11 protein-coding genes are annotated in these 13,803 nt (G+C 44.7%); 5 read left to right on the top strand and 6 right to left on the bottom strand.

Annotation, left to right across the window (positions count from 1 at the left end; genetic code table 11):
- Window positions 1–126: 126 nt before the first annotated feature.
- On the top strand, window positions 127–1,341 hold the full coding sequence (locus JO154_RS14325; RefSeq protein ID WP_291946635.1) for a glycosyltransferase: 1,215 nt from the start codon (window positions 127–129) through the stop codon (window positions 1,339–1,341).
- 33 nt (window positions 1,342–1,374) lie between these two features.
- On the opposite strand, the gene JO154_RS14320 is transcribed toward JO154_RS14325, so the two are convergent.
- Entirely contained in the window at window positions 1,375–3,357 is a 1,983-nt protein-coding gene (locus JO154_RS14320) for a PKD domain-containing protein (protein WP_291946633.1), read from the bottom strand.
- 352 nt (window positions 3,358–3,709) lie between these two features.
- Here JO154_RS14320 and JO154_RS14315 point away from each other — a divergent pair, with 352 nt between their 5' ends.
- Window positions 3,710–5,050 (top strand): lipopolysaccharide biosynthesis protein, encoded by a 1,341-nt coding sequence (locus JO154_RS14315; protein WP_291946631.1) that lies wholly within the window; start codon window positions 3,710–3,712, stop codon window positions 5,048–5,050.
- A gap of 8 nt (window positions 5,051–5,058) precedes the next feature.
- Complete coding sequence (locus tag JO154_RS14310) at window positions 5,059–5,916, top strand: beta-1,6-N-acetylglucosaminyltransferase (RefSeq protein WP_291946629.1); 858 nt, start codon at window positions 5,059–5,061, stop codon at window positions 5,914–5,916.
- A 4-nt stretch (window positions 5,917–5,920) separates the two neighbouring features.
- Here the strand turns inward: JO154_RS14310 and JO154_RS14305 are convergent, their stop codons facing one another.
- Genes JO154_RS14305 through JO154_RS14285 form a run of 5 tightly spaced genes read right to left on the bottom strand, consistent with a single transcriptional unit; the run spans window position 5,921 to window position 10,774 of the window.
- Window positions 5,921–7,063 carry a glycosyltransferase gene (locus JO154_RS14305; protein WP_291946627.1) on the bottom strand — a complete coding sequence of 381 codons (1,143 nt, stop codon included), beginning with the start codon at window positions 7,061–7,063 and terminating at the stop codon, window positions 5,921–5,923.
- A gap of 29 nt (window positions 7,064–7,092) precedes the next feature.
- Window positions 7,093–7,986 (bottom strand): glycosyltransferase family 2 protein, encoded by an 894-nt coding sequence (locus JO154_RS14300; protein WP_291946625.1) that lies wholly within the window; start codon window positions 7,984–7,986, stop codon window positions 7,093–7,095.
- Window positions 7,973–9,199, bottom strand: coding sequence for a glycosyltransferase family 2 protein (locus JO154_RS14295; RefSeq protein WP_291946623.1), 1,227 nt, complete (start codon window positions 9,197–9,199; stop codon window positions 7,973–7,975). Before JO154_RS14295 ends, JO154_RS14300 begins: the two co-directional genes overlap by 14 nt.
- A gap of 2 nt (window positions 9,200–9,201) precedes the next feature.
- On the bottom strand, window positions 9,202–10,347 hold the full coding sequence (locus tag JO154_RS14290; protein WP_291946621.1) for a sugar transferase: 1,146 nt from the start codon (window positions 10,345–10,347) through the stop codon (window positions 9,202–9,204).
- A 37-nt stretch (window positions 10,348–10,384) separates the two neighbouring features.
- Window positions 10,385–10,774 (bottom strand): response regulator, encoded by a 390-nt coding sequence (locus JO154_RS14285; RefSeq protein WP_291946619.1) that lies wholly within the window; start codon window positions 10,772–10,774, stop codon window positions 10,385–10,387.
- Between the two features lie 435 nt (window positions 10,775–11,209).
- Here JO154_RS14285 and JO154_RS14280 point away from each other — a divergent pair, with 435 nt between their 5' ends.
- Together JO154_RS14280 and JO154_RS14275 are read left to right on the top strand one after the other, a co-directional pair.
- The gene (locus JO154_RS14280) at window positions 11,210–12,454 is read left to right on the top strand and encodes a hypothetical protein (RefSeq protein WP_291946617.1); all 1,245 of its coding nucleotides are present in this window, start codon (window positions 11,210–11,212) and stop codon (window positions 12,452–12,454) included.
- 10 nt (window positions 12,455–12,464) lie between these two features.
- On the top strand, window positions 12,465–13,649 hold the full coding sequence (locus JO154_RS14275) for a glycosyltransferase family 2 protein (protein ID WP_291946615.1): 1,185 nt from the start codon (window positions 12,465–12,467) through the stop codon (window positions 13,647–13,649).
- Window positions 13,650–13,803 lie beyond the last annotated feature (154 nt).

The following is a 13,803-nucleotide window of genomic DNA, read 5'->3' as shown; positions in this document are numbered from 1 at the left end:
AGAGGTTTAGGTGGAATTTTCCGGGAGACAGCCAACTCTCGGGGAAATTTGTTTACTTTACATTCCGCTGATTTTATCCATCCATCCTGGGAACAAACCTGTATTTATCATTTAACTACAGCCCTTATGCCTGTTCAAAACCGGGATATTGTCATTATTGGCCTGCAGCCGTGGTACACCCCAATAGGAAGTAATTGCAAGAATATCGCCCTGGAATTCTCCAAACACAACCGGGTATTGTATATCAACGCACCGCTAGACCGCAAAACCATCCTGACAGAGCGCCAGGATCATAACATCCTGCACCATAAAGACTTGCTGAAAAAAGGGAACGATGCCCTCGTGCAAATCAATCCGAATATGTGGAACTATTTTCCACTCTCCGTGATGGAATCTGTCAACTGGATGCCCTCTACTCCACTATTTCGTGTATTCAACCATCTGAATAACAGACGTTTTGCAAAAGCCATTCGCAAGGCCATCCGGCAGCTTGGGTTCCGGAATATTATCCTTTTCAACGACAACGATATTTTTCGCGGCTTCCATTTGAAGGAACTCCTGCAACCAGAAGTATACATTTATTATAGTCGGGATTACCTCCTGGCAGTGGATTACTGGAAAAAGCACGGACAAACCATGGAACCTTTGCACATCGCCAAGGCAGACATCGGCGTAGCCAATTCCAAATATCTGACCGATCGCCTGAAATCGTATAACCCTAACAGTTATTATATTGGTCAGGGATGTGAGTTGTCCCTTTTTGATCCAATGCAAAATTATGTCCGGCCAGCGGACATGCCCAGTGGCAACCGCCCTATTATTGGCTATGTGGGCGCACTGACGATCCTACGGCTCGACATCTCCCTCATTACTGCCATGGCTACACGAAAAACGCAATGGGATTTCGTGTTGGTAGGTCCTGAAGATGAAGACTTCCGGCAGTCGGCCTTACATCGGTTGCCCAATGTCCATTTCTGTGGACGCAAGGCCATGCAGGAACTGCCAGCATATATCCAGTTTTTTGATATCTGTATGAATCCGCAGTTGGTGAATGATATGACTGTCGGGAATTATCCTTTAAAGGTGGATGAATACCTGGCCATGGGGAAACCAGTGTTGGCTACTGCTACGCCTACCATGGAATTGTTTCAGGATTTCGTATACCTGGGAACGGGTGTAGAGGAATATATCCAGGCAGCGGAAAAAGCGCTGGCGGATGATGATGCGGCTTTGGCCCTCAGCAGGCGGAATTTCGCATTATCCCATACTTGGGAAAATTCCGTGGCTGGCATTTATGCAGCTATTGAAAATTTCGAGCGACAAAAAACCCGCATGCAGTAAAAACGCGCGGGGGTTGCTACTAACAGATGGCTGTCAGAACTTCATCACTCTGCCGGTCCATCTGAAATTACTTTCGCCACGGATTTCCACCATATGGATTCCATTGGCCAGACTACTCAGGTCCAAATCGATGTAAGTATTGCCGTTCAGCGGATAAGTATACTTAGACTCCGCCAGGCCTCTTATATCGTAGATGGTTACACGTAGGTTATGAACATCTGCTTTTCGTACTTCCAGTCGTAGTTTACCTCGGGTTGGATTTGGGTAATATTTTACTGCGATACCATCGTCCGGGATATGATCGTTGGGGTCTACGACCACTACTTTTTTGGAAGCGGTGGCGGAGAGGCCGTCGTTATCTGTGATATTTAATTTAAAAATATAGACGCCGGAAGGCATATTGATGGCTGTCGCGACAGCCGTTCCTCCATTTTCCAGGAATACACCGGGGCCGGAAACTTGGGTCCAGTTCCACGAAACGATGGTACCATCGGGATCTGTACTGCCAGATGCATTCAGGTTTACTTTATTGACAGGCAGCACGATTGTATCTGGCGCGCTGATCACCGCAACCGGTGGTTTCTTAACGGGCGCCTCCTGCACCGTCACCTGTACATTGGCGGTGGCGGTGAGTCCCCCGTTATCCGTGACGGTTAACTGGAACGTATATACGCCTTTAACCAAGTTGGTCAACGCAGTTTTTGCAGTGTTGGGACTACTTATGCTGGCCGTATTGGGGCCGGATAGTTGGGTCCATTTATAGGAGCTGATCGTGCCGTCTGGATCAGTGGAGCCGGAGCCGTCTAGTTGGGCAGTGGCGGGGAGGGTAATCGTGATATTGTTACCTGCATTGGCTACTGGCGGTTGATTGGCCACTACGTCTTGTACGGTTACCTGTACATTGGCGGTGGCGGTGAGTCCTCCGTTATCCGTGACGGTTAACTGGAACGTATATACGCCTTTGACCAAGTTGGTCAACGCAGTTTTTGCAGTGTTAGGACTACTGATACCAGCAGTGTTGGGACCAGATAGTTGGGTCCATTTATAGGAGCTGATCGTGCCGTCTGGATCAGTGGAGGCGGAGCCGTCTAGTTGGGCAGTGGCGGGGAGGGTGATCGTGATATTGTTACCTGCATTGGCTACTGGCGGTTGATTGGTTACTGGGCCATTGCGTTTATCGGTGCTGTATTGCAACATCCATTCGTACACGTTCATGCCATTTTCCCGGTAATTAGGGTCATAAGCTTTACTCCAGGCATCGTGACCATACGCATTGAATATGGTCAGTTTCATCTGGGGATCGCATTTAGGGACGTAGGCATTGATTAAATCAAACCAGTTTTTGGAAGCCTGCACAGGAACGGTTGGATCACCGGAGTTATGGAGCGCCCAAACAGGTAGATTGTTGGATGCAATGGTAATAGGCGCATAGGGCATTGGCGTGCGCAATGGGCCAGGATCATAGGCCCCGCAAACCGGCACCAGCGCGGCTGCACGGTTAGCGCAATAATTCGCCGCACTGCAATAATCCCAAACTTCTCCTCCTCCTCTACTTAACCCAGTGAAGTACACGCGATTAGTATCTACTCGATAGTTTTGATAGCAGTAATTAATGAGCGAATCGAGCGCCCTGATATTGGGAGGCGGGCCTTTTAGTTGAGGACATATCACAATGAAGGAATAGGTATTGCCATTGACCGTGAAGGTAGCCGGAAAGATCCCTTGGTTAATGAGTTTAGGAGGCCCGTTGGCAATCACCCGCCAAATATCAGTTGTACCGTTGCCCTCCTCTCCAATGCCATGGAAGAATAGTAATAACGGATACTTCTTATTGGAGGTAGCATAATCCTGTGGTAAGGATTCCAATAGTCCAGCCGGATTCCAAAGGCCGGTCACCCTTGCAGTTAACTTGCCCTGCTGCGCCGATGCTGTAGGGGTTGCAAGCATCATCCAAAACCACATTCCAACGGCAATCACAATTTTCAATCTCTTATTGAAATAATTGAGGTCGTTCATGATAAAGATTGGTAAAGTTTTCCCAGATATGTTAATGGTTTTATTCGTCGGTATAACTAACAATTATACGCAGCAAAGAAAGTATAATTTCTCAAACAAATAGTGGTTTTTTTTCATATATATACCCAAAATTAATAAAGCATATTTTTTTAATATATCCAACTATTACACAACCAATATATTACATTAATATTTTATTAGTTTTAAAATTCATCTATTTTTTGAAAAAAATTGTATCTTGTGGGCAACTCCAACTATATCCTGTTCAAAAAAGCCACAGTTATATTGATTATCCCGGATCTGTGACATAGCCATAGGTATGTCTGTGCAGGTCTGTAACATAAAAATTAGTATGGGTTTCAGGCTGTTGACTGTTGTCAGGAATCATCATTTTCAATCCTTGTTGGGGAATGTCATTTCTGCCTTCTTTAATGTACTTTCATTTGCGCTGTTGGTAAGAACCTTGCCCGAGAGTGAATTCGGGGAATGGGTATTATTCATTGCCACCTTTAATATTTTGGAACAAATCAGGACTGGATTATTGCAGTCTGGTTTGATAAAATTCTATGCCGGTACCGAGGAGGAAACGGCGCAACGGGTATGTGGCGCGGCCTGGTATATTGCGCTATTACTTACAGCAGGATTCCTGATCATCAATTTTTTGGTATTGGTTACCATGTGGCGATATTTCAATCCCACCTGGCATTTCTTTGGTATGCACCTAGGCTTACTGTTGGTATTGAGTTTGCCTTTCAACTTCGCCAGTTGGTTATTACAGGCCAAGCATCAGTTTGACCGCATCGTGCAGTTACGCCTTTTACAAAACAGCAGCTTCTTGGCAGTGTTGGTGATACTGCATTTCGGCGGACAGATGTCTCTCAAAACAATTCTATACGCCTATGCCGCAGCACTACTGGTTACCAGTGTATATAGTATGATATTGGGTTGGACATCCATCCGAAGCCTGTTCTTTAGGAAGATGGCGGATGTAAAGGCGCTTTTCGTATATGGGAGACTGATAGTAGGCAGTATGGTGGCGTCTAGTTTCATTCCTTATTCTGATAATTTCTTCATACGCACCCTGATCAATCCGAATGCAGTGGCTATTTACAGCATCCCGCAAAAGTTCATGGAGGTCATAGAAATTATCTTGCGCAGCTTTGCTGCTACTGCCCAGCCTACTTTATCTGCGGCTGCAAATAGGAACGATATGCCGGCGGTAGCCCGTACTTTTTGCAGGTACACCGGTGCCATTACTTTTATGATATTGCCTTTTATTATCGGGTTGATCATCTTTGTACAACCGCTCATTATCATACTGGCAAAGAAGAATTACCTGGGCGCCACCCCTATCGTACTGATATTCCTCTTTTCTGCTATCCTCTACCCAATGGATCGTTTCATTGGCGTAACCTTGGATATGATTAATAAACCGCAGGTAAACTTTCAAAAGAACCTGCTGAAAGTGAGTATCAATATAGTTGGCGACCTCCTGTTTATATGGCTTTTTATGGATCTGAGGGCCGTAGCCGCAGCCTCTTTCCTTAACCTGGTTATCGGTATTATTTTCGGGTATATCCGCCTGAAAAAATACCTGGATATAACGGTAAAGGATATACTGAAACTTGGCTGGGCAGAGTGTAGTTTGATGTTGGAGAAATTACCTACAAAAATACAACTGGTTAAAAAATAAATAGTGTCATGCGACTTGCATTTATTATCCTCGCCCACAAAAACCCAGATCAATTATTACAGTTGCTACAGCGACTATCGCATCCCGCGGTGGATTGTTATGTACACCTGGACGCCAAAGCGGATATCCTGGATTATCAAGCCTGTACACAGCTTAGCCAGGTTTACTTTGTACCTGCTAGGGTAAAAGTAAATTGGGCTGGTTTCAGTATTGTTCGGGCTACGCTGAATGGTATGGAAGTGGCGCTTGGCAGCAGGCGTAAATATGTGAATATATGCTTGCTCAGCGGCATGGATTATCCCCTGCGACCTATCTCAGAAATCATTGAATTCTTCACGATCCATCAGGGAAAAGAGTTCCTGGATATCATGCCAGAACAAGAAGTACAGGATACCATTTCTAAACTGGATCAGTACCACTTTGAAGATTTTCACTTCAGGGGAAAATATTTTATGGCCCGATGGGTCAACCGACTGATGCCGGTGCGTAAGTTACCGTTGGGATATAAGCACTGGGGCGGTTCTGCATGGTGGAGCCTCAGCGAAGAGTGCGCTCGTTATTGCCTGGATTTCGTACAGGCACATCCTAATTTCCTGAACTATTATAAATACACCTGGGGTGGGGATGAATTTATTTTTCAGACCATAATCATGAATGCGGCAGAATGGAAGTCGAAAGTAGTACGGGATAACTTGCGGTATATCGACTGGTCGGCCAAGAAGCCTTCGCCTAAAACACTGACGCCTGCTGATGTTCCTAACATGATAGCGTCGGGAAAATTCTTCGCCAGGAAATTTGATATTACACAGTCGCCGGACATATTGCAACAGGTGGATCAACGGATTACCCTAGCAGGGCAATCGTAGTGGGTTATTTCACCATTTCCTGTTGCACAAAAATATTGTTGTAGATATCTTCAATTTTTGCTGTCATAGCAGTAATGCTATGTTCTATTCTCGCTTGTTGCAAAGCAGCGAATGATAGTTTATCTCTGAAACCTTTATCAGCAGCCACTCTACGGAGGGATTCGCACAAAGCAGTTTTATCTGCTGGAGGGATGAGGAGGCCGCTCACTTCATTTTCCAGCGCTTCGCGGGTGCCATCTACGTCTGTAGCGATCACCGTTTTTCCCATCGCCATAGCTTCCAAAACGCCAATAGGATAACCTTCCCAGAGAGAAGGCAGGCAATAAATATCAATGGCTTGGAGTACATCAGGAATATCACTGCGGAAGCTGTCTAGCACTACATTAGCTGTGATGCCTAGTTGCTGAACGAGTTTGATGGCCTCTGCTTTCAAGGAGCCATCGCCCACCATGAGGAGTTTCAGGCGGGGTTGTTGTTGCACTGCCATAGCGAAGGCGCGAATCAGGCCCAATGGGTCTTTTTGTTCCGTCATGCGGGCAATGAAACCTACCACGATATCATCGGCAGCAAAACCATATTGCGCACGCAGGTGATCGCTGGCAGCAGCGGGGTTAAAGCGTTCCAAGTTGACCCCATTACGGATGACTACCGAACGGAATTTCCCAAAAGAATCAATACCTGTTTGACGGTTAGACTCAGAGACAGCGATATTCAGTGCGGTCCTGCTGGTAATCCATTTTTCCGCCAGTTGTCTGGCTTTGTGAATAGGCAATGATAGTCCATGATGAAAGGACCAGCCATGTACTGTATAGATAACAGGGAGCTGCAGCTTCCATGAAATGGGCAGGATATTCGTATTGGCGCGGGTGCCATGTACATGGATAATATCCACCTGTTCTTCTTCTAGGAATCTCCTCACCTTACCCCATACACGAAAATCAAAAGCTTTTTCAGAATGGATCACCTCAACGGGTATACGCATTCTTTTCAGGGTATCCACCATGGGGCCTTCTGTAAAAGAGAGCACGGTAGGTTCGAAACGGCTACGGTCCAGGTGATTCACCAGGTCCAAGATATGCCTTTCCCCTCCTCCCACTTTACCTTGATGGATGGTCTGTAATACTTTTATTTTTTTGTTTGCGTACATACTGTACCTATTTATCATTAAATCAGTGTTTACTGCCATTTCAAGTGCCAGGAAACACCTTTCCAAAATGCTTTCAGATGCTCAGATTCCCTACGGAACAAGAAACTGAGGGTATTCTTCGGTATTGTGATACAAGTGAAGTAGCCTGCAAACAGCATCAACTGGTGCCATTTCACATTGCGTCTCATAAATAAAATCCGGTTACGGGTAAGGTAGTACGTCTTTAAAGGGCTATTGCGACCAGTAGACATAGATTCCTTATGGTAGATCAGGGCGGCAGGCTGAAAGTACATCTGGTAGCCTTTTTTACGGAATTGTTCGCACCAATCCAGTTCCTCGTAATAGAGAAAATACATATCCGGCATCAGTCCCACTTCTTCCAATACACTTCTTTTTATCATCATCGCGCCCCCATGTGCATACCAGGTATTTGATAGTTCGGTATACTGACCATCATCTCGTTGTCCTCTTCCAATCATGGAATTGCGGCCTGTTAGTACATCCACTTTATTATAGCCTGCATATTCAATCACCCCGGGTTCGTAGAAAAAATGAAATTTAGGGCTGACGATACCTGCATCCGGGCATGCCTGGAAAACCTCCAGCAGTGCGGGGATCAGGCCAGGCGTAAACTCTGTATCATTGTTTACCAGGAAGAGGTAGTCGCCGGTGGCGGCCTTCATACCCAGATTATTTCCACCAGCAAATCCCAGATTGGTTTCACTGCGGATCACTTTAACCCAGGGATAATCTTTCGCATACTGGGCAGTGGGATTTTCCGACGAAGCGTTGTCTACCACTATCATCTCTACTCGCTCATAATCATTACGGGCCACAGACGCCAATAACGCAGCCGTAACGGCCGCATTATTGTAGTTGACCGTTACTATAGAAACAAGCGGTATGTACTTATCTTTCTGCATCAACCAGTGGATTATTTACAGCGGTTTTATGATGACTAGTATGGATAAACGCAGTACCGGCGCCTTTCAATCGGAAGAGCAAACCCACCATGATACCGATAGCCCTTGGCAGGCTGATGATCGCCTGCACAAAGTAGCGGTGGAAGAATTGCCGCGGAATGGGCAACAACAGGCTGATGGCATTGAGCCCCCAAAGAATCAACCAGTACCAGTAAGGGATAAACAGGTAGGCGCCAAAAATGAGGTAGATAACTGGAACCAACGTCAGGTATGCCAATAACAGCATCCGGGGTGGCATTAGGTTATGACAAAGAAATAAATTCAGGTAATCGAAATTCCCTTTCTTCAAGGCCTCCCAGCCATTCTTACGATATTCCCACAGATAGCTGTATTGCGCTGCCAGCCAGCGTTTTCGCTGACGTGCGAAAGCGGCGGGGTTATCGATCTTTTCATCGAAAACCAGCGCATCTTCCATATAAAAAATTGACTGAACCGGTAATCCCAGTTCAGTAAAAATTTTATGCTCCGCAATCATCATCTGTAGTATCTTATCTTCTCCGGTTCCATCAATCCGGGAAAATATTTCCTTGATGAGCCGGTAATTGAAGACCATCCCCGATCCTATGACAGAGGAGGAAAGGCCCATGGCATTACTCCCCCTCCTATAGATATGATTGGAGATAATTTCATTGGCAGTATCCAGTATGGCAAATGGCGTATCAATATTCTTCGCTACCCTGCGGGCTTGGATCACTTCATGTCCCTCGCCGAAAGCCTGGTTCATTTTCAGGAGGAAGTCGGGGTCCAGGAGATTATCCGCATCACTGATTACAGCACCATCATATTGCTTTTCCAACTGATTCATGGCTGCATTCAGGGCTTTGGCCTTGGTGCTTTTCTCAAACTGCACTGTTACAATAATTGCGCTGGTTGCCTGTAAAGTCTGTATGGTAGCAGGTTGCAATGAATCTGCAATCACTACGATATCATACAGTTCTCTTGGGTAATGCAATGCCTCATGTGCCTGTACGGTAGACAGAATAATTCCATCTTCCTTGTAAGCAGGCACAAGAATCACAAACCGGCGAGACGCCTCCGGATAAGGCGTATTGCTTTTCTTCTTTCCAGCGATCGTTGCCGCTAGGCAGAACTTCAGGTTATACAATACCCAGAAAGCCGGCACAACAAACAACATCACTTCAATAACGGTCATTACTATACGTTTTCTTTTTGCACCAAGGCAAAAGGTGTATTCATCATAATCCACATATCATAGCCAAAAGAATGTTTGTTGGCATAATTGATATCCAGACCTATTCTTTCTTCGGCAGACATATCCTTATTTCCCCGTTTGCTAATTTGCCACAGACCTGTGATGCCGGCTGGCGCATTAAAACGCTGGGACCAGTCGTCCGTAGTAAGTGTAGCCGCCTCATACAAAGGCAGGGGGCGGTTTCCCACCAGCGACATATCGCCCAGGATTACGTTTACCAGTTGTGGTAGTTCGTCGATACTGGAGTTGCGCAGGAAGGCGCCCAATTTGGTGATGCGGGGATCATTTGATACTTTATAGAACACCGCACCGCCTTCATTTTTGCTGTACTGGTTCAGGTGTTGGAGCTGTTGCAGTTTTTTATCTGCATCAGCCACCATGGTTCTGAATTTGTAGAACTTGAAAATTTTATAGTTTTTACCTGCACGTTTGGCAGCGTAAAACACTGGGCCTTTAGATTCAAGTCGGATCATCAGTGCAATTACCAGCAGGAATGGCGACAATAGCAGCAGTGCGGAACTTGCCAGTAATATATCCACTCCTCTTTTCATAAGGTAGCCTATAGACAGGTTCGTTCTTTTTTCAGCAGGTTTATCCTGACGAGTAATAACACTGAGGTACTTGAACTTGCTAACGAAAGCAATTTTCTTATCGAGGGTATGTAGCAGACAATCTCTTGTAATCACCTCATCGATGAAAGTGTATTTCCTTGCGAAAGCTTTCAACTGTTCAGATACTTGCTCAGAATACATAAAGAAGGGTATAGAGCGAAGGATCTGGTTATCCTGGAAGTATTTTTCCCATTGTTCACATTCCTCTTCATAGCGGCTGTTAAATCGATAGATAATAACAGCAGGTATTTTTCTGAACACATTTAATACTTCAGAAATGGCTGCCTGCGCGGCGGACAGGTCCTGGACTACCAGGAATTTGAAATTACCGGGCGTATCTCTGATATCCAGGTAAGTGTTTCCGACGAAGATGATAATCTTTTCAGGGTTAAGTTGGCGAATCACAGCAGTTTCCGTTTTCTCATTCACAGGTTTCAGTGATGCAACAGGAGTTAATCCAGGTGTAAACGTTCCCATAATTACTATTTGGCGTTAAAACAATCGTTTGGGGGGGTTAGCTGGCTGCAACCAGTTGGCCATTCATAATATCAGCCACAGACGTCGACAACAGTACAGGATCAAAGGGTTTGCTGAAAAAGGCCTGAACATTTTGATGTTGGTTGACAGCAGCAATGGTGTCTGCATCGTTGCAGGCAGACAATACAACTACGGGGATTTCTCTATATAAATTACTAGCAGACAGGAACTGTACTAGTTCATGTCCATCTATATTTGGCATTTGTAAATCAGTAATAATTAAGTCTGGCATATTTCCATTCGATAACCACGACATAGCCACCAGTCCGTCCTGCGCGGACACCACATGGTAATTTTTGCTGAAGATTGCCTCCAGTAAAAATCTGATAGGTAAGCTATCATCAATTATTAATACTTTCTTTTTCATTCCACCTTCTGGTTTAAATGTTTAAAAAGTTGACATGGGTGCAGCCAATGCGGCAGCCAAACCATGAGAAGGCTTTTTATGGGATCTGGTCGAAAATATTAGATTTTTATCAGGTGGTTTCTCGGAGGATACTTACGGAGATACGGTGGCATCTCAGGGTCATAGGTTGTTATTTGTTTTTTAATACTTTAGCCACAACCGGGCGATTCAGATTGAGCGTAAAATTATATTTCTTTATAAATACACCATCATCTTTTTGGTAAACAGTTATTTTTTTCCGGTGAATGCATCAAATTTAAGCGTAAGTGCAAAAAACACATACACATAAATAATATTCTTCAGTGTATGATTTTGAAATACTGATATTGATTTATAATTTTACGTTCCCAAAAATACCTAATGCCTTCATGTCCCAATCCCAAATCCCCGTTACATATGGAAAAAAGACTATTACTCATACTTGGAATTGGCGGATATGCATTCCTGTTACTCATTACGCTACTGCACCGGCAACCTCCTCTCTTTGATGAGCCGCTGTTTATCCGTAATCTTTTCCTCATGGAAAAGGAAGGCCTCTCTGCCCGGTTTTTACTGGAGATGAATGATCAGGCGCCTGGTCCCTTGTATCAGATGATACACTATCCATTGTATTTTCTAACACAGTGGCAGATGCCAGGCTTGCGCCTAGTGAACATGACATTACTCGCAGGGATCACCTTCATGCTTGTACGAATTATCGTACAACACTACAAGATAAATGCAGGCACTGCATTCCTATATGCATTGAATATAATGGCCGTACCAATGATCTGGCAAGTATCTGGTATGGCGTTAACAGAGATACCTCCCCTCTTCTTTTCGCTGCTGGCGATTTACTGGCTGTTGCTAAGTATAAACAGCATGCAATCGGTTACAATAAGTGTATTATATAGTTTATTAGCCGGTGTAGCCATGGGATTGGCCGTATTGGGAAGGAGTCCGTTTATAGTGATGATTCCTGCATCAGGGATATTAATATTACATCATTGGAGGGATAGTCGCCGATGGATGGTCATCATTTTATTTGCGTTGACAGCGTTGGCCATTTGTGCGCCGGTTATATATATATGGAAAGGATTAATGCCTCCCAAACAGGCGCTGGTAGCGGCCGGAGGATTTAGTCTTTGGCATGGCATTCTTGCCTTTGCCTATGGCGCCATGATGACGATCATTATCGCCCCTTCCTGGTTTATATTTAACCGCAAGATACTGGGAGGATTGCTGATTACTTACCTAGTGTTTTCTCTACTGAATATATTTGTTTTGCATTACAGCTATGCCCCACTGAGCGAAGCCCTGGAGAAGGTACTGCCAACGGCTATGGTGCGTATCTATCCATTTGTGATCTCTCCAGTATTGGCTACCGTAGCCTTATATTATCTAGTATGTAGTATGTACCAAGCGTGGATCAGGAGAAGTGAAGAGACATATCTCTTTCTTTTGGCCAGTTGCTTATTAATATTGGCTACCAGTTGTGGTGTCACACATTTGTTCAGCAGCCGCTATGTGGCGCAGGCTGCGGCATTGGCAGTACTGTTGCTCGTACCTTATGATCGCCTCAATTACTGGAAGCTAGCACGTTTTGCCGTGGGTATGCTAATTGGCTTTTTATCTCTTGAAACTTATTTCCTATTTCGCTAGTATGGTATCTATGAATATTTGGAAATTCCTATGTTTGTTTAGTTTGATTACTATTTTCTACAGTTACCTCGGATATGGTATTGTTTTGTACTTGGTACTGCGGATCAAACGCATTTTTTGGCCAGCAGTGCCAAATAACGATGATGACTACACGCCAGATGTTACATTTTTGGTAGCTGCATACAATGAGAGTGCATTTATTCATCTGAAAATTGCGAATACTTTGGAGCTGGACTATCCTCGTGACAAATGCAGAATACTGTTTGTAACAGATGGTAGTACAGACGCTACGAATGATATTATCAGCAAGTATGAAGGGGTGGAATTGTTATATGAACCACAACGGAATGGAAAAACAGCAGCCGTCAACCGTGCGATGAAACTGGTGACCACTGAGATCGTCATTTTCTCTGATGCCAATACCCTCTTGAATCCAGAGGCAGTGCGTGAGTTGGTGAAACATTTTCGGAACGAAAAAACAGGTGCAGTGGCCGGAGAAAAGAAAGTAATTGCTCGGAACGACAGTGGTACAGAAGGTGCAGGAGAAGGTGCTTACTGGAAGTATGAATCGTTGCTCAAACGCTGGGATGCGGAGTTGTATAGTGTGATGGGCGCCGCAGGAGAATTGTTGGCCGTTAGAACAAAGTTATATAGACCTGTTTCGGAAGACACGATCTTGGATGATTTCATGATCTCCTTTAATATTAATAAGATGGGCTATACCGTGCAGTATGAATCACATGCCTATGCGATGGAATCGCCGTCAGCGTCACTGGCAGAAGAATTCAAACGTAAGGTAAGGATTGCTGCTGGGGGCTTTCAGGCAATAGGTCGCTTGTCTGACCTGTTAAATATTTTCCGTTATCCTGCCATTACCTGGCAGTACGTTTCTCACAGAGTATTGCGATGGACCTTGGCCCCCTTATGTTTGGCGCTACTGCTCCTCAGTAATCTTATCTTGGTTTTTAACGATGCCGGCTATACGTATCTTATCTTGTTCGCTTTGCAAATGTTGTTCTACGGTGCCGCCTATACGGGATTTTTGATGGCTCAGCACCATGTGAAGATCAAATACTTTTATATTCCATTTTATTTTGTATTCATGAATATCGCTGTATATAAAGGATTCATTCGCTTTATGCGTGGGCGTCAATCCGCGGTTTGGGAGCGATCGGAACGTGCTGCGGGCTTATAGCAGTGGGTTGCATTCAACCGGGTAAACGATACGTTCCCTAACAAAAAAATAACTTTTACCTAAAAATAATGACGAATTGAAAGTGTCGAAGTAAATTAGCGGCCGATACCGGATATACCTCGAGAAGAATATATAGAGTACAGTCGTGATTGCC

Origin of the sequence: Chitinophaga sp. (assembly GCF_019236475.1) — a bacterium.
Taxonomy (GTDB): Bacteria; Bacteroidota; Bacteroidia; order Chitinophagales; family Chitinophagaceae; genus Chitinophaga.
This window is presented reverse-complemented; position numbering and strand designations above follow the sequence as displayed.

What these genes read in the sequence shown, in the direction of transcription:
- JO154_RS14295 (WP_291946623.1), bottom strand. Translation starts at nt 9,199, where the DNA reads ATGACCGTTATTGAAGTGATGTTGTTTGTTGTGCCGGCTTTCTGGGTA.
- JO154_RS14320 (WP_291946633.1), bottom strand. Translation starts at nt 3,357, where the DNA reads ATGAACGACCTCAATTATTTCAATAAGAGATTGAAAATTGTGATTGCC.
- JO154_RS14275 (WP_291946615.1), top strand. Translation starts at nt 12,465, where the DNA reads ATGAATATTTGGAAATTCCTATGTTTGTTTAGTTTGATTACTATTTTC.
- JO154_RS14285 (WP_291946619.1), bottom strand. Translation starts at nt 10,774, where the DNA reads ATGAAAAAGAAAGTATTAATAATTGATGATAGCTTACCTATCAGATTT.
- JO154_RS14310 (WP_291946629.1), top strand. Translation starts at nt 5,059, where the DNA reads ATGCGACTTGCATTTATTATCCTCGCCCACAAAAACCCAGATCAATTA.
- JO154_RS14305 (WP_291946627.1), bottom strand. Translation starts at nt 7,063, where the DNA reads ATGTACGCAAACAAAAAAATAAAAGTATTACAGACCATCCATCAAGGT.
- JO154_RS14325 (WP_291946635.1), top strand. Translation starts at nt 127, where the DNA reads ATGCCTGTTCAAAACCGGGATATTGTCATTATTGGCCTGCAGCCGTGG.
- JO154_RS14300 (WP_291946625.1), bottom strand. Translation starts at nt 7,986, where the DNA reads ATGCAGAAAGATAAGTACATACCGCTTGTTTCTATAGTAACGGTCAAC.
- JO154_RS14290 (WP_291946621.1), bottom strand. Translation starts at nt 10,347, where the DNA reads ATGGGAACGTTTACACCTGGATTAACTCCTGTTGCATCACTGAAACCT.
- JO154_RS14315 (WP_291946631.1), top strand. Translation starts at nt 3,710, where the DNA reads ATGGGTTTCAGGCTGTTGACTGTTGTCAGGAATCATCATTTTCAATCC.
- JO154_RS14280 (WP_291946617.1), top strand. Translation starts at nt 11,210, where the DNA reads ATGGAAAAAAGACTATTACTCATACTTGGAATTGGCGGATATGCATTC.